The sequence below is a fragment of the Massilia rubra genome (genome assembly GCF_011682065.1).
In the GTDB taxonomy this organism is placed as follows: domain Bacteria; phylum Pseudomonadota; class Gammaproteobacteria; order Burkholderiales; family Burkholderiaceae_D; genus Telluria_A; species Telluria_A rubra.
This window is the reverse complement of record NZ_VUYU01000001.1, coordinates 189,992-209,945: the sequence shown is the minus strand read 5'-3', so window position 1 is coordinate 209,945 and position 19,954 is coordinate 189,992. Positions and strand designations below refer to the sequence as shown.

14 protein-coding genes and 1 pseudogene are annotated in these 19,954 nt (G+C 54.8%); 14 read left to right on the top strand and 1 reads right to left on the bottom strand.

Annotated features, from left to right (window positions below):
• Window positions 1-1,350 (bottom strand): annotated as a pseudogene (locus tag F0185_RS00925) (IS4 family transposase).
• A gap of 526 nt (window positions 1,351-1,876) precedes the next feature.
• Between F0185_RS00925 and F0185_RS00920 the strand changes: the two are divergent.
• The 14 genes from F0185_RS00920 to F0185_RS00855 all read left to right on the top strand — a co-directional run bounded on the left by F0185_RS00920 (window position 1,877) and on the right by F0185_RS00855 (window position 19,139).
• The gene (locus F0185_RS00920) at window positions 1,877-3,061 is read left to right on the top strand and encodes a type II secretion system F family protein (protein ID WP_167220755.1); all 1,185 of its coding nucleotides are present in this window, start codon (window positions 1,877-1,879) and stop codon (window positions 3,059-3,061) included.
• The gene (locus tag F0185_RS00915; protein ID WP_370663953.1) at window positions 3,058-4,746 is read left to right on the top strand and encodes a GspE/PulE family protein; all 1,689 of its coding nucleotides are present in this window, start codon (window positions 3,058-3,060) and stop codon (window positions 4,744-4,746) included. The genes F0185_RS00920 and F0185_RS00915 overlap by 4 nt, the downstream gene beginning before the upstream one ends.
• On the top strand, window positions 4,727-5,542 hold the full coding sequence (locus tag F0185_RS00910) for a hypothetical protein (RefSeq protein WP_167220751.1): 816 nt from the start codon (window positions 4,727-4,729) through the stop codon (window positions 5,540-5,542). The genes F0185_RS00915 and F0185_RS00910 overlap by 20 nt, the downstream gene beginning before the upstream one ends.
• A complete protein-coding gene (locus F0185_RS00905; protein WP_167220749.1) occupies window positions 5,539-6,108 on the top strand; it encodes a hypothetical protein in 570 nt (189 codons plus the stop codon). Before F0185_RS00910 ends, F0185_RS00905 begins: the two co-directional genes overlap by 4 nt.
• Before the next feature lie 106 nt (window positions 6,109-6,214).
• Window positions 6,215-6,778 carry a hypothetical protein gene (locus F0185_RS00900; RefSeq protein ID WP_167220747.1) on the top strand — a complete coding sequence of 188 codons (564 nt, stop codon included), beginning with the start codon at window positions 6,215-6,217 and terminating at the stop codon, window positions 6,776-6,778.
• Entirely contained in the window at window positions 6,775-7,320 is a 546-nt protein-coding gene (locus tag F0185_RS00895; protein WP_167220745.1) for a hypothetical protein, read from the top strand. The genes F0185_RS00900 and F0185_RS00895 overlap by 4 nt, the downstream gene beginning before the upstream one ends.
• A gap of 8 nt (window positions 7,321-7,328) precedes the next feature.
• Entirely contained in the window at window positions 7,329-9,578 is a 2,250-nt protein-coding gene (locus F0185_RS00890) for a secretin GspD/PilQ domain-containing protein (protein ID WP_167220743.1), read from the top strand.
• Window positions 9,579-9,594: 16 nt separating this feature from the next.
• On the top strand, window positions 9,595-10,059 hold the full coding sequence (locus F0185_RS00885) for a type II secretion system protein (protein WP_167220741.1): 465 nt from the start codon (window positions 9,595-9,597) through the stop codon (window positions 10,057-10,059).
• Window positions 10,059-10,442 carry a type II secretion system protein gene (locus F0185_RS00880; protein WP_308622550.1) on the top strand — a complete coding sequence of 128 codons (384 nt, stop codon included), beginning with the start codon at window positions 10,059-10,061 and terminating at the stop codon, window positions 10,440-10,442. Before F0185_RS00885 ends, F0185_RS00880 begins: the two co-directional genes overlap by 1 nt.
• Window positions 10,439-10,909, top strand: a complete 471-nt coding sequence (locus F0185_RS00875) for a type II secretion system protein (protein WP_167220737.1) — start codon at window positions 10,439-10,441, stop codon at window positions 10,907-10,909. Before F0185_RS00880 ends, F0185_RS00875 begins: the two co-directional genes overlap by 4 nt.
• A 3-nt stretch (window positions 10,910-10,912) precedes the next feature.
• Window positions 10,913-11,233: a hypothetical protein gene (locus tag F0185_RS00870; RefSeq protein WP_167220735.1), complete on the top strand. Its 321-nt coding sequence runs from the start codon at window positions 10,913-10,915 to the stop codon at window positions 11,231-11,233.
• A 767-nt stretch (window positions 11,234-12,000) separates the two neighbouring features.
• The gene (locus F0185_RS00865) at window positions 12,001-15,006 is read left to right on the top strand and encodes an FG-GAP-like repeat-containing protein (protein WP_167220733.1); all 3,006 of its coding nucleotides are present in this window, start codon (window positions 12,001-12,003) and stop codon (window positions 15,004-15,006) included.
• An 87-nt stretch (window positions 15,007-15,093) separates the two neighbouring features.
• Entirely contained in the window at window positions 15,094-18,786 is a 3,693-nt protein-coding gene (locus F0185_RS00860) for an RHS repeat-associated core domain-containing protein (RefSeq protein ID WP_167220731.1), read from the top strand.
• The gene (locus F0185_RS00855) at window positions 18,786-19,139 is read left to right on the top strand and encodes a hypothetical protein (RefSeq protein WP_167220729.1); all 354 of its coding nucleotides are present in this window, start codon (window positions 18,786-18,788) and stop codon (window positions 19,137-19,139) included. Before F0185_RS00860 ends, F0185_RS00855 begins: the two co-directional genes overlap by 1 nt.
• Window positions 19,140-19,954: the final 815 nt, after the last annotated feature.

Genomic DNA, 19,954 nt, shown 5'->3' with positions numbered 1-19,954 from the left:
TTATACACAAGTCTCCTGACCTCCTGATCGGCGCATGGCACGCATCATTTTTACCGCAACATGGACGTCCTTCAGTCCGAGCCAGATTGTTTTGACGCCGGGCTCCCCGTCGCCTTTGCGAGCAAGAAAGCCGCCGATGCATGCGATCCGACGCAGGACCTCGTTGAGCGTCGGCTTGGCCGGCGGGACTTTATCGTGCAGCAGGTAGGCAGCTTGAATTTCGTCGGGATCGAAGAACAGTTCCGCATCCAGATCAGGGCAGGTTCTGCCCAATCTCATCAGATGGGCGATTCGCCATGCCACCACCATGAACAGTGCCAGAGCGCGTTCCAGCTTTTCCATCGAACCGAGCTGAAGTGCTTCGACCTTGCAGGCATTTTTCAGGACGTTGAACAGGATTTCGATTTCCCACCGGGCACGGTACCAGTCGATCAGTTCGACCACAGCGGCCAGCGTGCCGGCTTCCCGGTTAGTGAGCAAGCGCCATTCAATCGCTTTGGTGCCTTGCGGCGCATCGGTTTCGCGTGCGATCAGGCAGGTTGCGCTGACCGTTTTGCCTTTGCCGGCGGGAAGGTCGACCTTGCGTACCCACAGTTGCTGGCGCACCGTCCGGGCCTTGACGCCGTGGCGCGCCGGCATCGCAAACGCTATCTCGCCGATCGGCTCACCGGCGCCAGTGTGCTGCCAGAGCTTCTCGCCATCGGCCAGGCAGCGATTGTGCGAGGCACGCACCAGTCAATCCGCTGGCGTGCCCAGTTCCTGCGCCCGCAGCATCAATGGCATTAGATCTGCTTCCCGGTCTGCCACATACACCAAGCGCGTTTCCGGCAAGTGTGCGGCCATCTCGGCGATACGCTCGTACCCCTCGATCCAGCGCAGGCTTTCTTTTGGCCCGCCACGAATCCCGGACTTATCCTTTTTTTCGCGTGCCCACATCCATGCATCCATGATGCCCAGCGGTTCGCGCTCAGGCGTGACTGCGTAGGTCGGGTGCAAGTACATGCCACGCTGCGCTTCGTAACTCAACGGTCCGAGGCCAAAGGCGTCCTGACCGTTGAAATCGAGTTCGGTCGTGTCCTGCAAGCACAGCACTACCGGCTGCGCCGCCATGCGCTGCTCGGTTTGTTCCCAGTGTGGCGCCATGATCGCGCGCCAGTCGATGCTGGCGTTGTCGAAGAAGCGGTATGCCGCCATCGTTTCGCCCCAGCCCCGGCACGCCTTCGGTACACTGGCCGTCGGATCGGCCGTAAATCGCTCCATCAAGATCCTCGCTCGCTTGTTCAGGCGCGCATCACCCAGGTCGAGTTTTGCAAATTCTGTCTCAGTCCAGGGTGCCGGTGCGGTAGCCAATTCGTTCACTCAAAAGACGAGAGTAAACATGAAACGGCCTCAGTTTACAAGAGCTGCGGTAAGTTGTTGAATGTGAACGAGTTTTTCCAGGTCGGTCGGCGGTCAGTCGGACTTGTGTATAACGAGGTGGGGTAAGCCGGCCTCGCTCAGAGCGAGGCTGCGCCAGCAATGGCGAGCGCCCCTTTGCGCCGGATCCACTCCGGCGTAGCGCTCTCTCCGGACTCACGTGCATCTGTACGGCACCGGATTAGTCGCGGCGCACCCACCATCGAACCGAGTGGCGATTCGTCAGACGTATCTGCTCCCATGTCGACTACATCGATGCCAAGATGTGCCTGCAATGGCCCCTATTCAAAGCGCAATGCGAGCCTACCTCCCATGGCTGCCGGCGTTTTGCGCATTCTCGCAAATGAGAAATACGCGAAGACGCATCCCGGCCTCCAGATGGTCAACATCACAAAAATATGCCGCCTAACACCGTATAATACTCAACTTGTCTCTGCGAAATCCTACAATAGCTATCCTGATGTACATCGATCTAAAAGTTTTCGCATCCAACAATGGCGTAACGCTCCTTCGTCTTGAAGCCCGGAGCATCGAAGAGGCTCGGAAAAAAGCGCTTGCACAAGGATTTCAGGTCATTAGTGCACGTCGCTCATGGGGGCGCCTTGCGACCAGGACTCCCGTGTTTTCCGTCCCTCTCTTCACACAGGAACTGGTGTCGTTGCTGGACGCAGGCTTAAGCTTGATTGAAACGATCGACATCCTGACGCGAAAATCCAAACACGCCGATGGCCGGACTGTACTCCAATCGATATCCCGGCATCTTCAGGAAGGCTTGTCGTTTTCGAGGGCCTTGGAAGAATTACCGAAGATATTTCCCGTTCTATACATTGCCACAGTACGCACATCTGAACGAACTGGCGATTTAACCGAAGCGCTAAAGCGATTTTTGCTTTATCACAGACAACTCAATACTGTGCGCGAGAAGGTTGTTGCTGCGGCCATCTATCCGGCGCTCCTCCTCGCAGTCGGGTTCATCGTCGTTCTCTTTTTGCTGGGCTACGTCGTTCCACGATTTAGCCTAGTTTATCAAGATCTTGGTGAAAACCTTCCCTGGATGTCGCAGGCGCTCATGATCTGGGGCCAATGTATATCGCAGTATGGGTGGCAAATGTCCGGTGGACTGGTCGGCGTGAGTGCATGTCTTTGCTACGTCGCTACCCGCCCGCTGCTGATGGCGCGCTTCCTCCAGTTACTGTGGTCGATACCGGCTGTCGGTGAAAAACTGCGCCTGTATCAATTGGCGCGCTTTACGCGCACGCTTGCAATGCTATTAAAAGGTGGCATTCCATTTGTCATGGCACTGGACATGGTAGGTGATCTTTTGAAACAGCCGGCGCTGCAGTCAGGCTTGCTTCAAGCCGCCAGCCTGATTCGCGAAGGACGAACCGTATCGGAGGCGTTTTCCGCACATTCGCTGGCGACTGAAGTGGGAGCGCGACTGATCACGGTCGGCGAACGCTCGGGCGAAATCGCGCAAGCGATGGAACGCATCGCCACGCTCTACGACGATGAAATTTCCAGCTGGGTGGACTGGTTTACAAAACTGTTCGAACCCATCCTCATGATCATCATTGGCGTCGTCATCGGTGCGATCGTTGTGCTCATGTATCTACCTATCTTTGAACTCGCGAACAGTCTCCAATGATTCCCGCACCCGTTATGGCGCCAAGCGAAGCGATTCCAACAGAGCTCCTAAAAAATGCGCGCCTGCATGCAGCTTCCGCAGGCCGGAGCATGGCCGATATTCTGGACGAAGACCTGTCGCTTCCTCCTGACCAATTTGTGGCATGTCTGGCGCGAACCTTGCATCTCGATATTGCAACAATGGACGTCCTGTATAGCTTGACGCCGGCGTTCGAACTCTTGTCGTTCCGCGACTCTTACAAGCGCGGCTGCTTCCTTGCGTGGGATGGTGCCGTACTGGTCTGTGTGGTGGCCGATCCTTTCGATCTGGCCTTGCAAGCCTATGTTGACGCGATCGATCAAACGGTGTCGTGGCGCCTCGCACATCGGCATGACCTGTCCGCGTTTTTCGCAGTACATGAAGACAGTCTGCGTGCGATCGACACTGCCATTCACGGTGCCGACCAGGATGCCGTGGTTGCCGAAAAGTTTCAAGACCTGTCCCTCGCATCGATTGACGAAGACACCAGCCCGGTAGTTAAATTAGTCAATTCTACTATTTACGATGCCCTAAAAATAGGTGCAAGCGATATTCATCTCGAAACGACAAACACTGGCCTGCAAGTCAAATATCGGATTGACGGTGTGCTTGCGAGCATTATTAACGTGACCGGTAACGCGATGGCCGAGCAAGTGGTATCGCGTATTAAAGTGATGGCCGAGCTCGACATTGCTGAGCGCCGCATTCCGCAGGACGGCCGCTTCAAACTTTCGGTCAAGGGACAAGAGATCGATTACCGGGTCTCGATTATGCCGAGTTTGCTCAGCGAAGACGTTGTCATTCGTATCCTCGACAAGCGCAGTCTGACTGACCAGATTCAAGGTTTGCGCCTGGACCTGCTGGGATTCGATCCCGCGTCCTTGCTGAAAATACGTCAACTCGCCACCAAGCCCTATGGGATGCTTCTTGTGACCGGTCCCACTGGAAGTGGCAAGACCACCACGATGTACGCCGCCCTCTCGGAAATCAACAATGGGCAAGACAAAATCATCACCATTGAAGACCCGGTCGAGTACCAGTTGCCTGGTGTGCTGCAGATTCCGGTAAATGAAAAGAAGGGCCTGACGTTCGCACGAGGACTGCGGTCCATTCTTCGCCACGATCCGGACAAAATACTTGTGGGCGAGATTCGCGATCCGGAGACTGCGCAGATCGCCGTCCAATCAGCCCTGACCGGGCACCTGGTTCTCACAAGCGTGCACGCAAATAACGTACTCGACGTATTAGGCAGATTTTTACACATGGGAGTCGACACTTATAGTTTTGTTTCTGCGCTTAACGGTATTCTTGCGCAGCGTCTGGTGCGCTTGATCTGCACGCATTGCAGCGAACCCCATGCACCCGCCCAGGACGAATTGCAGGTGTCAAAAATTAGTATCGAATTGGCCTCGACAATGGCGTTCAGAAAAGGCCGCGGCTGCGCTCACTGCCGCGCCAGTGGATACAAGGGCAGGCATGCAATCGGAGAAGTCCTCATGCTCAACGACGAATTGCGGGAACTCATCGTTTCACGTGCCCCCATTCGCAGCATTAAGGAGGCTGCGCGCAGTAACGGGACAATTTTTCTGCGCGAATCGGCGATCGCACTGGCTGCAGCTGGAAGAACTACATTGGAGGAAATAAATCGTGTTACGTTCGTTGACTAGCCAGTTGGAGGTTCACTTGCATTCTCATTGCGTGGCCATCGCGACAAAGCGCCTTGGCAAGCGCGCCGAGGCGCGTCAACTTATTGCTGTCGCGCCTCCTTCGGGTGCGCACGTTGCAGGGTGGGTCGCATCGCTCACCGTGCTAGATGCCTGCCTGGATGCCGCTCCCCAGAGCGGAGCGAGCGTGGAATTTGTCGTCTCCGATCACTTTGTCCGTTATGGATTGATCCCGTGGTCTCCCGACGTGCAGTCATCCAATGAATTCAATGCCCTGGGGGGAGCAGCATTGCATGCGATATATGGTGCCATGTCCGCCGAGTGGGAAATTCAGGTCGAGCACGGCGGTTACCGTGCAGCCGGCCTTGCGTGCGCGATGGAACAAGCGCTGATCTCGAAAATAGCCCAGTTATGCGACAAGCACGCGCTCAGATTAAGAAAAATGCAGCCATTATCGACGCAGATATTCAATCGTTTGCGTCGGACGACGGGGAATGACGGGCTAGTTGCGGTTGTCGAGCACAATAGATGCATACTGGCGTGCATTCGCAATGGCGCCTGGCATAGCATCCGCGCCTTATCGGTCGGTCTTGGCGCAGCGAACGCACTCGATGTCTTGATCGAACGCGAACTCGTTCTTCAAGGCCTGGATCAGGATATCCCCATCCATGTTCACGCCGTGGCCGGGACCGATATTTCGGCGACATCGAGGTTTTTCAACGCCGTGCTGACGCAAGATTTGCACTGGCAGGTTCCGGCCGCAGCGCCAGCGATGGATGCACAGTCGGCGCAAGCATGATGCGCCTATTGCACTTTAATTTTGCGCCAAAGCCGCGCCAGCCTTATATTGCTTATGCTTTTCTGGCCGCCGCTCTTCTTCTCGCTTCCTACACCGGATGGTGCTATTTGACCGGGGCTGCGGCGCAAACATCAGCCGATGCACGGTTAAGCAGAGGAGTTGGTGCGTTATCCGCTGGAACGGTCGAATCTGCCGCCAAGCCAATCGCCGCCCAGGAATCCAGCGACGACCTTGCCTATGAACGCGATGTGAACGACAGGCTTTCAGTCCCCTGGGACGCGTTATTCAGAGAGATCGAATCATCCGTCGACGATGAGGTGGTCCTTCTTGGCGTTGAATCGAACAGCGGGCGCGGCACTGTCAGCTTTATTGCCGAGGCGCGCAGCTTGAACGCCATGATCGCGTATGCGCGCCGGCTTCGAACGGGAAACCTGTTATACGAAGTGGAAATAATGAGCCATAAAATCATAGTCCAGGATTCGCTGAGACCGGTGAGATTTGTTGTCAATTCGCGCTTGCGAGCGCGTGCCCAGACGCGACCTGCCGCGCCAACAGCGCCGGATTAAGGGCGGCGATTATTAATCATGGCGTCGGGCATTCGGTTATAATCGTGCGCTCGCGATTAACTCCTCCACCAACGCGAAACGTAAGATATTTGCGACCGGCGTTCCCATGACCCCTCCTACATTCGCTCAAATTCTTTGGACAGTCAAGCGTCTTGTCTTGTCACAGAGCTGGGCTACTGTTGCGGCGGCCATCGTGTTGCTGGGGTGTGCCATGGTCATGGGCACGCTCGTGATACCGGCCGATGGCAAGCTGCGCGCTACTGAATTGAGGATCGCTGCCCTACGCGCCGCGCCGGCAATGGGCCTAACGCCGCTGCAACAGGGCAAAATCGATCGTCAGAACGACGCCGCCGAGTTCTATCGGATGTTCCCGCCACGTGATGCGGAACTCGATGCGATGGGCAAGATCTACAGCGCCGCCGAGTTTTGGAAAATTGAACTGCACGAGGGAGAATATCGCCGTATTCCAGAGAAATCGGGCAGATTGAGCAGGCTGGAAATCGTCTTGCCGGTCAAGGGTAACTATATTGAAATCCGAAAATTTCTCGCACAAACGATGACCGACGTTCCCACCTTGTCCCTCGATAGCGTCAATTTTCATCGCGAAAAAATTGATGATCCAAACCTTGAGGCGACATTGCGGTTCACTCTTTTCCTGAGTAATCAGTGAGCCCAGGCCGTCGTCGCGTCGCATTGTACGGGGTACTGCTGCTGTGCCTTGCTGCCGCGCGCTTGCTCGTGCCTGATCCGGCGCGGGAAACAAGCCTCACCGCGCCGTCGAGCCGCTCTGGCGAGGAGCGTGCGCGCCAGCGACCGCTTGACCATCGATCGACGAACGTGAACGAGCTCCAGGCAATGGCGTGGCCAGACCGCTCGCGGGGTGCGCTAGCGCGCGACGACAAAAATCCCTTCGACGTCAAAACATGGGCGGTGGGGCCCAGCGCAGCAAGCACCCGAGACGCGTCCCCACCGCCTGCCCTTGCTCCCCAGCCAACCGCACCGGCGCTGCCATTTTTATTCGCAGGAAAACTTGAACTCGCACCAGGCAAATGGCTGGTGTATCTCACTAAAGGTGAGCAATCGATTGCGGTGGAAATGGGAGAAACCTTCGAGGGTATTTATCGATTCGAGGGGATCGAGAACGATCACATTGTCATCGTCTACTTGCCGCTTCAAACAAAACAATTACTGCCGATGGGTAGTGCATCATAGGGATACCGATGGGCCGATTTGAAATGGTCGTGCTAGCCACGGCAGTGACGCTGATGACGGCATGCACCGGCAGCAGACTGCATAGCCAGGGATTGAACTTGCTCGAGGATGGGAAAGTCGAAGAAGGCATTCGCCACCTTGAGCAAGCAGTGATCGCCGAACCTCGGAATGCCGAGTTCAAGACGGACCTGATACGGCGCCGCGCCGAAGAAGTCAACCGGCTGCTGGTCACGGCGGAGGCGGCGCGGGCCGCTGGCCAGTTCGATGCATCCCTGGGCTTTTACAAGCGCGTGCAGGAGGTGGAGCCAGGCAATATGCGTGCGGCCCAGGGTAGGGAGGCGGTCGAGCGCGAGCGGCGATCCGGATCGTTGCTCGAGCAAGCGCAAGCGGCATTCAAACAGGGAGAGATTGAAGCTGCCCGCTTTCAGGTGAGGGCCATTCTGGCCGAACATCCGAACAATGCGGCCGCACTCAATTTGAAGCGCGAGATTGACAATCAGGCAGTCAAGCTGCAGGCAGCGGAGGTGCCGCTCGTCAGCTCCACCAACCCGATCACGCTCGAATTCCGGGACGCCAGCCTGAAAATGGTCCTCGACGGCCTGTCGCGCGCGACGGGCATCAGTTTTATGCTCGACAAGGATGTCCAGCCGGATCTGCGCACGACCATCAATTTGCGCCAGGCTTCACTGAGCGACGCGCTCGACACCATCTTGCAGAGCACGCGGCTGGAAAAGAAGGTCATCACGCCCACATCGATTTTGCTCTATTCCCGTACCCCGGAAAAACTGAAGGAGCATCAGGAATTGCTGGTAAAGGGGTTTTATCTGGCAAATGCGGATGTGAAGCAAACGCAGGCAATGTTGAAAGAATTGTTGAAGGCCAAGGATGTGTTTATCGATGAAAAACTCAACTTGCTGGTCATGCGCGACACGCCCGATGCCATCCGACTTGCCGAGAAATTGATCGGCATGCAGGACTTGAGCGAACCCGAAGTCATGCTGGAAGTCGAGGTGCTGGAAGTAAAACGTTCGCGCTTGACGGAACTGGGGGTTAAGTTGCCAAACCAGCTGACCTTGACGCCGCTGGTGGATGGGGCGACGGCGACCCTGAACGAACTGCGCCGTCTCAATTCGGACAATATCGGCTTAGGCCTGCCCACCGCGACCCTGAATCTGCGCCGCGAAATTGGTGACGTCAAGATTCTTGCCAATCCGCGCATCCGGGCGCGCAACCGGGAAAAGGCCAAAGTCATGATTGGCGATAAAATCCCGGTCGTGAGCATCACGACGACGTCGAATGGCGTTTCCTCGGAGAGCGTGCAATACCTCGACGTCGGCATCAAACTCGATGTCGAGCCGAATATCTATCTGCAGGATGAAGTAGCGATCAAGGTGGGGCTGGAGGTCAGCTCGCTGGTGCGCGAAATTCGCACACCGGCCGGCTCGCTCGCTTATCAGATCGGATCGCGGGCGGCTTCGACCGTGCTGCGCTTGAAAAATGGAGAAACCCAGGTATTGGCTGGCCTGATCAATGATGAGGAGCGGCGCACGGCCAGTCGCCTCCCCGGGGTCGGCGATATTCCCGTGCTCGGCCGCTTGTTTTCGAGCCAGAAGGACGAGTCCGAGCAGACAGAAATCGTGTTGTCGATCACACCGCGCCTGGTGCGAAATATCAACAAGCCGGAGGCGATCGACCGCGAATTCTGGTCCGGCACGGAGGCATCGCTTCGCTCCAAAAAACTCGCTACCGCGCTCGCTGATGGCGCAGCGGAGCCGCTGCGCGCTGCCGGCCCAGCGCCAGCTGCGGCGCCGGTCAAGGATGCCAGCAATCTCGCGCCGACCGCCTTGTCCCTGAGTTGGCAGGGGCCGGCACAGGCGAAGGTTGGCGAGCTGTTCAAAGTCGCCATCATGCTCAAGGCCGATGGCGGTGTACGCAGCCTGCCGTTTCAACTCGGTTTCGATCCGGCGGTCCTGCAAATTATCGAGATCACCGAGGGGAATTTTTTCAAGAAAGGTGGCGCCAGCACGAGCATGTCCAACAATGTCGACCAGACATTGGGCAAGGCGTTTGTGAGCGTCATTCGCTCCGGTGCCGACGGCGCTTTCGGTGAGGACACCGTGGTCACGCTGACCCTGCGTCCGCTTGCCGTCAAAGCGCAGTCCGAGCTGAAGTTTCTGATGAGTTCACCAATTTCGATTGGCGACAAGCAACTCGTACTAGCGCCCCCAGCTCCGCTGACGATTAACATTGTCAACTGAGCGTGACGTTCCTCACATGAAAAACGGTTTCACGATTGTCGAATTGCTGGTTACCATCGTTATCGTTTCCATCCTGGCGACGGCGGCCGTTCCAATGGCGGAACTGGGGATCCGCCGCAGCAAGGAACAGGAGCTGCGCCTCGGATTGCTTCAAATCCGCGAGGCGCTCGACGCGTACAAGCAGGCCAGTAATCAGGGACATATTCAAGTCAAGTCGGGCAGTTCTGGGTTTCCGCCCAGCCTGGACGCACTGGTGGAGGGGGTCGATGACGCTAAGAATCCGGCCGGTGCGAAAATATTCTTTTTGCGCCGCGTGCCGCGCGATCCGTTTGCTGCAAAAGGCCTCCCGCCGGCGGCGACCTGGGGAAAGCGTAGTTATGCCTCGACAGCGCAGGCCCCCAAGGAAGGCAGCGATGTATATGACGTCTACTCCATGGCCAGCGGCCATGGCGTGAACGGAATTTTGTACCGTGAATGGTAATGACTAGACATCGACGACCTGCCGGTTTCACCCTGATCGAACTGCTTGTGGTGATGGCCATCATCGCGGCGCTCTTGTCCCTGGCGGCGCCGCGCTATATCGGCAACGTCGACAAGGCACGCGAGGCGGTCCTTCGTTCCAACCTGGCCAGCCTGCGCGACGTGCTGGACAAATACTATGCAGACAATGGCACCTATCCGATGAAGCTCGACGACCTGATCCAGGGCAGATATCTTCGCAGAATCCCCCAGGATCCATTTACCGAGAGCGAGTCGACATGGATCGTCTTGCCGCCTGCAGATAAAGAAAAAGGCGCCGTTTTCGATGTTCGCAGCGGCGCTCCCGGCAAGGGGGCTGACGGCAAGCCGCTGCGTGAGCTGTGACGGCCATACAGCGCTCACAGGGCGGATTTACCTATCTCGCGCTGCTGTTCATGATTGCCATCATGGGGGCGGTGTCGGCTGTTACCGGCGTACTCTGGTCGACCTCCCAGCAGCGAGCCAAGGAGCGCCAGCTGCTTTTCATCGGAAATGAATTTCGCAAAGCGATCGGCGACTACTATGAGCGCTCGCCCGGTGCCGTGAAACGCTACCCTGCAGATCTCAAGGCGCTGTTGTTGGACGAACGTCACGTGGGAACTGTGCGTCATCTGCGCCGCATTTACATGGATCCGATGACATTGGATCAGGAATGGGGGTTGGTGCGCGCGCTCGATGGTACCGTGATGGGCGTCTACAGCACCTCAAGCCTAAGCCCCATAAAAAAGCGTTTTTCAGAACACAATGCCGGTTTCGAAAACGCCTCGGCTTACTCGGAGTGGAAGTTTGTTTATGTCCCGCGTGAGCGCTAAGGCATGCCATTCACCGTATCCGTCAGCGCTTTTCGCCGATTGACCAATAGCGTCGTTCGCTTCCCGCTTGGCGCGCCAGGATCGGCGCCGCCGTCACCGCTGTTGCGCATGCGTGAGGCGTGGCGCTGCGATACACGCCCGTCGCGCCGCGCACTTCTGGCTAGACCGGCCGGGCTACCACCTCCTGCCATCCTGGGGAAATCCCCTGATCGACGCCGCACAAGCGTGAATTTCGAGCTAAAAATGGCGTGGCGATTAAAACACAATAGTCAAGAAAATAATATTTTGAAACATTTTTTCCGCGTGGAATTTTTTCGCGCCTGATATATTCCCCACAAATTTCCTGAATACCTTGAACCGCACGCGCAATCGTCGGATGAACCGGCCATAAACAAGCCGCCAGCGGCGCCGCGACCACTCACTACGCTGGTCCGAGTCTGACCAGCACCGTGAGCAGTGACGGTATAGGGCAATCCACCACGCTGACCTATTGGCCGGCGGATCTGAATAACTGGATTGTCGGCGCTTGAAACGTTCGGTGGGCACCAGCAGCAGTCCTTAATTGCGTCGGTTGATCTACACCGGTCCTGGAACGGCGTTCCAGAAATCAGCTGCAAGCGATGAGAGCAAGAAAACGTATGTATTCATGACGGCCGTCGGCATTACACAGTGCCCTTTGCTCTCAGAGCAGAGGACGCATGCCAAGCAATCGATCGTTGCGACAACGCGGCGATTTAAGAGTAGCAAACTCGTCGTGTCCTTAACGTACCGTCCACACTATTAGATGGCCTAGGGCCAGCTTTGCCAACAAAAAATCGAGCGATATTTACGAGCAATTTCATTGCCTGGGGCTCAGTCGATCCGAGCCCGGCTGTGCGGCATAAAGACATCGAAAAATAGTCAAGAAATTAATTTTGATTTTAAAAGATATTTTACTTGGCGCAACTTTTACAATTTGATATATTTTCGCAGCAATATTTAGGTTTTAAGGCTGTTTCCTCGCATAGGAAAACGGCAGGACTTGGCATTGCTTCTGCAACTTCAAAGCAAAGCTGCCTCTCCAGTTGAGCAACCCCGACATACGAATTTCGATGGTAGGCATCGAAGCTTTTAACAGTAATCTTGATCGATCGGCGAAAAGAACCATGCTTCAAGTAAGATATCCCATTCGCGCACGGACGCGCGATCAATTGTCCCGTGCAGTGGCGTTGGCTTGGGCGGTCGTTGTACCCGGTGCCGCTTTCAGCGCTCAGTCGCAAACGATTGGACTGGCGACGCCACCCGGTCAATTCGCGGTTTCTCAAGACGGGGGCGCGTCTTACTTCCTCCCGTTGAAAGTGGGGCCAGGTTTGGCGGGCATCGCTCCGGAGCTCGGCTTAAGCTATCAGAGCCAGTCCTCAAGCGGAGACGGCTTGATGGGCATGGCCTGGAATCTGACCGGATTGTCCTCCATTGAACGCTGCGCGAATACGATGGTTCATGACGGTCTGCAAAAACCGGTGCAGTTTCTGGACTCCGACAAGTACTGTCTCGACGGTCAGCGTTTGCTGCTAGTCAGCGGAACCTATGGCCAGGACGGTGCCCATTATCGAACCGAGATTGATTCGTTCAGCAAAATAGTTGGCGTTGGACGCGCGGGCAATGGAGCGGCTTCATTCAAGGTATGGCCCAAAAACGGGACGGTCAGGGAATATGGCAGCAGCACCGACTCCCGCATTGAAGCAAACTTTCGACCAGGTACCGCGCCTTCGCCATCTGCTTCCACAGTTCGGGTCTGGGCGTTAAACAAAATTTCCGATGCAAAAGGTAATTACCTCACCGTCAGCTACAACAAGGATACTGTCAACGGCGTATACAGTCCCGCGCGCATCGACTATGCAGCTAATAATGTGGCCAATACACAGCCGCAAAGTTCGGTGGTGTTCAGCTATATTGCACGGGTGAATAGCATACCGAAATACAATGCCGGCACCATGTCGAAGCGAATCACTACATTAAGTGAAATCAGCACATATTACCAGGGCACCACCTTACTCAGCAAGACGAAATTGGCCTACCAAAACGCTGGGCCAACGCTGACTCCCCGGCTGAACTCCGTCCAACATTGCGATGCCGCTGATAATTGTTTGCTTCCGTTAAATATGCAGTATGCAACCCAGTTAAACGGGTTCGCCAGTACAGGCACGAACTGGCCTTTGCCTCTTGGGCATGCGCAAGGGGAATCCAGTTTTACTGAAACCAACGGTACAGCGACGACCGTTAGTCTTGAGGATATGAACGGCGATGGACTACCGGATCTATACACCACGAAAAATACTTACGAAAATGGCGTGATGGTCGGTCCCAGAGTCTATCTGAACTCGGGTAGGGGCTTCTCCAGCCCGAAAAACTGGCCATTGGGGCAAGGAGCATTTGCACAAGGCGAGGCATCTGTAGGAATTTACGCTGGATTGACGACGAATTACACCACTGTGGATCTAGTCGATCTCAATGGCGATGGCTTACCCGATTTGTACGTCTCCAAACAGACTTATGAGAACGGGGTGCCGGTCGGCCCGCGGGCCTATCTGAACTGGGGCGGCGGCTTTTCCGCAGCAACGAATTGGCCATTGGCAGGGATAGCTCAAAGCGAGTCCAGTAGTTCATCAAATGGAAGTCAGACAGCAGTAGGACTACATGATTTCAACGGCGACGGTTTGCCAGACCTGTATATCACGAAAAACGGCGTCGACGCCAACGGTACTCCGGTAGGCCCGCGCGTGCATTTCAACAGCGGCGCTGGGTTTTCCGGCGCTGCGACGGCTTGGCCATTGCGGCCAGGGGTTTACGCGCAACATGAGTCCCACAATGGCGCTACGATGGTAAGTCTGGTCGATCTGAACGGGGATGGCTTGGCGGACTTGTATCTCACGAAAAGCGGCGTTGACGAAAACGGCACCACCTTAAGGCCAAGCGTCTATTTCAATACCGGAAATGGATTCTCCACCGTATCGACAAGCTGGCCATTGCAGGCTGGCGCGTTCGCTCAAGGGGAGTCTTACTCTGGCAATACCACGACAAGTCTGGTGGATCTGAATGGTGACGGATTGCCGGACTTGTATGTGACAAGAAGCGGCGCTAACGAAAACGGTACCGCGTACACCCCTGTGGTTTATTTCAATACTGGTAACGGTTTTTCCGGCATCGCGACGCCTTGGACTTTGCCAGGTGTAGTCGCGCAAGGTCAAACCCTTACGCAGACTAGCGATGAAGTAAGCAATAGTACGACGACGGTGAGCCTGAGGGATTTCGACGGGGACGGCATGCCGGACTTGTATGTCAGTACGGCCGGTGTCAACGAGAGTGGCATCCCCGTTAGCCCTAAGGTTTTTTTCAATCAAAGCCGACCGTTGCATCTGTTAACCCAGGTTGGCTCAAGCATCGGCGCCAATACCACCATTTCCTACGGCACCCTGGCCAATTCTGCTCTGTACACGAAGGATAGCGGAGCTAGCGCAGCGGCCTTCCCGAAAATCGACATGCTGAGTGCTGCTCCTGTCGTCGCCACTGTGGCATATGACAACGGCATCGGTAGCGCCAACACCATTGCCTATACTTACGGCGGCTTGAAGAAGGATGTCGGGCCGCGGCGTGGAACACTCGGTTTCCGCTGGATCAAGAGCAGGAACGTCGCGACCGGGGTTGAGCAATACAGCGAATACCGCCAGGATTTCCCCTATATCGGGATGCTGGCCAGGAGCGAAATGCGCCTGGCAGCCGCCGGTAACTCGGGCGTGCTGAAACGTACTACCAACACCGCCGCGTGCCATATCGCCTCCACTGGCGCGGCCTGCACGCCCGCCACTGGCGTTATCTACCATCCATATTTGGCCAGCGTGGTGGAAGAAAACTGGGACCTGAACGGCGTAAGCATGCCCGGATTTACTCACACAACCCAGTACACGAGCTTCCCTCATTACGGCGATCCGAGTCAGACCAGCACCGTAAGCAGTGACGGTATCGGTAAAACCACCACGCTGACCTACTGGCCGGCGGACCTGAACAACTGGATTGTTGGACGTTTAAAAAGTTCGGCTGTAACCAGCAGTAATCCATGATTCAGGGTATCTGAACTGCTACGCCCCTGGAAGGGGCATGGAATCCATTCGCAGTAGCCTATAACGACACAACAAAATAGAGCCTTTATGCCGTCTTCTATCAATTTACAGCGCCGCCTACGGCCCTTTATGTACACGGCACTAAGCGGTTTATTCCTCGCAAGCATGGCGCATGCGGGAACAACCACGCGCACTACAAACTACGAATACGAGCAGGCCACGGGATTAATGACTGCGCAAGTGCAGGAACCCGAAAATGCACAACTGAATTTGCGCACGCAATATACGTATGGACAATTCGGCAATTTGTTAACGACCCAAGTATCGTCAAGCGCAACCGGTTTAGGCGCTATTCCGGCACATACCACCAACACGCTACAGTACGATGTCAACGGCGTGCTGCCGACGAGTACTACAAACGCTTTAGGCCATGTCGTCCAAGCGGCCTTCACGCCGTCCAGTCTCCCGCTATCCCATACGGATTCAAATGGCTTATCGACGACATGGCAATACGATAGCCTGGGTCGTAAGACGCAAGAAAAGAAGGCTGACGGAACGATAATGCGCTGGCAATACCTGCTGTGTGGAGCTGGCGCAAGCTGTACAGGACAGGCAAGATATCTCGTGCTGGTGAGCCAATTCGCGGCTGACGGTTCGACCACGAATGGCCCATGGGTCAAGACCTACTTCGACCGCCTGGACCGGGTTGTTCGTGTAGAGACAGACGGTTTCTCGGGCGTGAGCATTGTAGATACCGAATACGACGGACAGGGGCGTATCGCGCGCGTCAGCCGTCCTTATTTTGCAAACGCCCCCATTCAGTGGGCTGTCAACAGTTACGACGTGTTGGGGCGATTGCTCAGCACGACAAGCCCTGACAATAGCGTTATCAGCAAATCCTACAACGGATTGACGACCACGACGACCAACGCCTTGAAGCAAACTCAAACCTGGCTAATCGATAGCCAGGGGAAGGTTCTTAAGGTCACGGATGCACAAAACAATGTGCTGAGCTACAACTACGATCCGCTCGGCAACCTGACGAAGACGACCGACCCCAAGGGCAACACGATCGTCATTGTGTATGACGCGCTCGGTCGTAAGACGTCGTTGTCCGATCCTAATCTGGGAACGATGTCTTTCTCTTACGATGCCTTAGGCCGGGTACGCCAACAGACAGATGCGAAGAGCAAGGTCACAAGTATGACCTATGACCTTCTCGGCCGCATGCTAACCCGGGCGGAGGCTGATCTGGTCAGTACATGGACGTACGACAGTTGTTTCATGGGCAAGGGGCGCATGTGCAGAGCAAGCGCCGACAACGGATATAAAATCGACTACACGTTTGATAGCGCAGGGCGACAGACTCAGAGCACGACCAAGATTGATAGCGACTACGTGTCTGCGGTAACTTACGGTACCGATGGCCGCGTTGCTACCATCGTGTATCCTACCGGCCTGACTCTGAAACACCTTTATAGCCCTTCCGGCTATCTAAAAGAGATCCGAAACAACGCAACCAACGCCATGTATTGGCAAGCAAATGCCGTTGATGCACAGGGACACCTGCTTCAGCAAACCTATGGTAACGGAGTGGTTGTACAGCAGATTTTTGATATCGCTACGGGTCGAACAAAGAACATCTACGCGGGCCCTGGAAACGCGGTCCAGAATTTGTCGTTCACCTACGATCCACGCGGGAACATGTTGACGCGTAACGACGCGAATCAAAACCTGTCAGAAACGTTTTTATATGATCCGCTCAATCGCCTGACGAGCAATACCGTTAACTCGCTCGGTGCTGGCGTGTCGACGCAAACTTATGGCTATGACAGTATCGGTAACATTACTTCACGTTCAGACATGGGTAATTACACTTATGGTGCTGTGAACGCGCGCCCGCATGCGGTCGCAGAGATTAGCCTGGCGGGCGGCGGCAAGCGTCTGTACACCTATGATCAGAGCGGCAACGTGATCAAAGAGGAGCAACGCGACAGCGCTGGAACAGTACTCGCGTCGAAAGGCCGTAGCGCGTCGTATACCAGTTTCGACATGCCTACTACGCTGGCTAACCCCGCTACTACCATCAGCTTCGTGTATGGCCCAGACCACCAGCGCGTTAAACAAGTATCGCCAGCAGCCACGACCATATACGTGCATCCAGATAATAATGGGGGGCTGGCATACGAAAAAGATATCAAGTCCGATGGCAGTATAGAACACAAGCACTTCATCACAGCGCCCGATGGCGTTGTCGCACTCGTCACACAGACGACTTCAGGAACCAACACGCTGTATATGCATCGCGATCAACTGGGATCAACCAGTGCCGTAACCGATGCGGCAGGCGCAGTCGTGGAGCGAATGGCTTACGAACCGTTCGGCAAACGCCGTGCACCTGCAGGAATAATCGACACAAACAACACCATTGTGGGCAAACTGACAGACCGTGGCTTTACAAACCACGAACACTTGGACGAACTCGGCTTGATCCATATGAACGGGCGTGTGTATGACCCTGCCATCGGCCGTTTCATGTCAGCCGATCCATCTGTACCGTACCCCACCAATATCCAGTCATACAATCGCTATTCCTACGTTCGAAATAATCCGCTGGTAATGATTGATCCGAGCGGTTTCTGCGACACAATAGGGAAAAACCCGTGTGATGAAGATGCCTTCAGTGGAGATGGCGGTGGCGGCACGCAGGCGGACGCGAATCAAGTTGTCGGCGCTACTCAAACTACCCCCGAAGGCTACGGAATCGTTATTATCAAGGCAAGTGATCAAAACCGGGAACCAGAACTGCCACGAAACTCACCATCAGACTTCGGACCGTCGGCGTTAAATTACAGCCCTAGCGATAATCACATCAGCATCGGTGGAGGTTCAGGCGGCCCATCGCCAGCCGAGAGGGACCTCGGCACCATGGCGGAGATTGCGTCAAACGGCCTTCCGCTGCCTGGACTCAAATTTGGCAAACTCTTGGGATTTTTCAGAGGAGCCGAGAACGTCATCAACGCATGCTGCTGCTTCCCTGCTGGAACGCCAGTGGAAACAGAATTCGGCCCCGTGCCAATCGAGCAGATCCGCGTAGGGCAGATGGTCTATGCGCGCGATCCGGACACTGGTGAAACGCGGTTGAAAGCAGTAACTCAGGTAATGATCACGCAACCGAAGGCACTGTACGAGCTGGTCACCCTTGATTCCAAAGGAAATCAAGAACGTGTGGAAGTCAGCGATAATCATCCGTACTGGGTCCTGGGCAAGGGATGGGTTGACTCCAAAGATCTTACCACTAGCATGACATTGCAGAATCTGTCTAATGAGCAACTGATAGTAGTGTCGCTGCGCCCACTCGGCAAGAACGAAGTTACGTATAATTTCACTGTTGCTGACTTCCATACTTACTTTGCCGGGAAGCAGAAGGCATTTGTTCACAATTGTGCTTGTGCGGTTGTAGCGAAAGACATTGTTACGGCAGCAAGATACACCCAACCGGGTTGGATACAGAAAGATTTGTTCTCGACGCTCACTAAAATGGCCGATAAACATGAACTTCCAAAAGGCGCGCTTGATAAAATGACCAAAGCCTTGAAAACGTTCACCAGTGGCGAAGGTGGGCAGGGCATTAAACACCTGGGGGGAGGAAAAACGGTCGGCGGCACCAAGTATCTTTATGAGCTAAAAATTTTGGGAGATTCGGGTGGGTACAGACTCTATGGAAATATGGGGGAAGAAGGGCAAGTTATTTTCGAAGCTATGAGAAAGGGCCATTAATGAAAATACATGATTTAGAACATCATATAAATCAGTCGCTTTCTGTTGAAAAAATCACTAGCGATTTTTATGTACGGGCTGAATTTTGCGGCATGAAAAGTGGCTCCAATATAATTTGCTCAATTGATGATGAAAATTTTGAGGTTCCCATCGGCACCCCTCTCGAAATTATTGCTCGAGTTATTCAATTCAATTATTTCCCTACATTCGTGGAAATAAGGGTAGTAGCAGCGGTGGGTGGAATTATTGACGAAGGTAAGGTTTATGTACCGCACGCAAAATATTTTTTCGCCAAGATGTACTACAATGAAGACTTAGAATTATGCAGCACAGACTTGGAGAAATTTCAGTAACTATCTATGATTTAAAATAGTAGCGAAATGAGAGCTTCAAGTCGTTGGGCGATTAATATTCATTGGAGATATCGTTTACAACGATGAAATCGATTGATGAATGCTCTGCGGCCAGGATAACGAATACATACTGGCCGCAGGTTGCATGAATACATAATGGAACGTTATCGAGAGAGTTCAAAAATCCAATCGACACCCTCGTGCGCTTTGATGAGCGACTAGTGTTAAATCGGCATGTGGTCAGGAAATTTTGCTATCTGGCTATGGGCGAGCAAACCGGAACCAGCGAACCGCTTTTGACCAGCCGGATGAGCGCAAGCTTTTATACGGTGGTATCTTAACAGCGACATGCCATTTTTTGAAAGCCATGGCGAATCGCAGGCAACTGCCCGACACATATTCCAGCTGTCACCGCCAAGTCTTCGCCAAGCTGCGCAAGTTGCCATCACAGGTGGCAAAAGCAGCCGCAGCGCCAAGTAGATTTTCTGACGAAGTGGTAGATCGATCGGTGGGGTTTGCATATCGACGGCATACACGGGCCCCGGTCAGGCGCGGGAATTTTGCGGAACAAGAGGTGCTGCTAATGCTAGAACAGCACCGCCAGCGCACCTGCGAAACGCAATAGGTCGATCCCCGCTATGTTGATTGGCAGCGGGTGGAAAAGCGTTCATGTGATTGCCCATCACAGAAAATATGCTAAGTAAGTGTGCAGAAATTATTGTGATTTATAGCGAACAGAAGCGGATGCCTTGCAAGGCGCACGCCGCGACGCAGTGCGAGCACTGCTAGCGGTGGGCAACACAGCAAGGCGCCGC

What these genes read in the sequence shown, in the direction of transcription:
- F0185_RS00920 (WP_167220755.1), top strand. Translation starts at nt 1,877, where the DNA reads ATGTACATCGATCTAAAAGTTTTCGCATCCAACAATGGCGTAACGCTC.
- F0185_RS00915 (WP_370663953.1), top strand. Translation starts at nt 3,058, where the DNA reads ATGATTCCCGCACCCGTTATGGCGCCAAGCGAAGCGATTCCAACAGAG.
- F0185_RS00905 (WP_167220749.1), top strand. Translation starts at nt 5,539, where the DNA reads ATGATGCGCCTATTGCACTTTAATTTTGCGCCAAAGCCGCGCCAGCCT.
- F0185_RS00900 (WP_167220747.1), top strand. Translation starts at nt 6,215, where the DNA reads ATGACCCCTCCTACATTCGCTCAAATTCTTTGGACAGTCAAGCGTCTT.
- F0185_RS00890 (WP_167220743.1), top strand. Translation starts at nt 7,329, where the DNA reads ATGGGCCGATTTGAAATGGTCGTGCTAGCCACGGCAGTGACGCTGATG.
- F0185_RS00885 (WP_167220741.1), top strand. Translation starts at nt 9,595, where the DNA reads ATGAAAAACGGTTTCACGATTGTCGAATTGCTGGTTACCATCGTTATC.
- F0185_RS00880 (WP_308622550.1), top strand. Translation starts at nt 10,059, where the DNA reads ATGACTAGACATCGACGACCTGCCGGTTTCACCCTGATCGAACTGCTT.
- F0185_RS00870 (WP_167220735.1), top strand. Translation starts at nt 10,913, where the DNA reads ATGCCATTCACCGTATCCGTCAGCGCTTTTCGCCGATTGACCAATAGC.
- F0185_RS00865 (WP_167220733.1), top strand. Translation starts at nt 12,001, where the DNA reads ATGGTAGGCATCGAAGCTTTTAACAGTAATCTTGATCGATCGGCGAAA.
- F0185_RS00860 (WP_167220731.1), top strand. Translation starts at nt 15,094, where the DNA reads ATGCCGTCTTCTATCAATTTACAGCGCCGCCTACGGCCCTTTATGTAC.
- F0185_RS00855 (WP_167220729.1), top strand. Translation starts at nt 18,786, where the DNA reads ATGAAAATACATGATTTAGAACATCATATAAATCAGTCGCTTTCTGTT.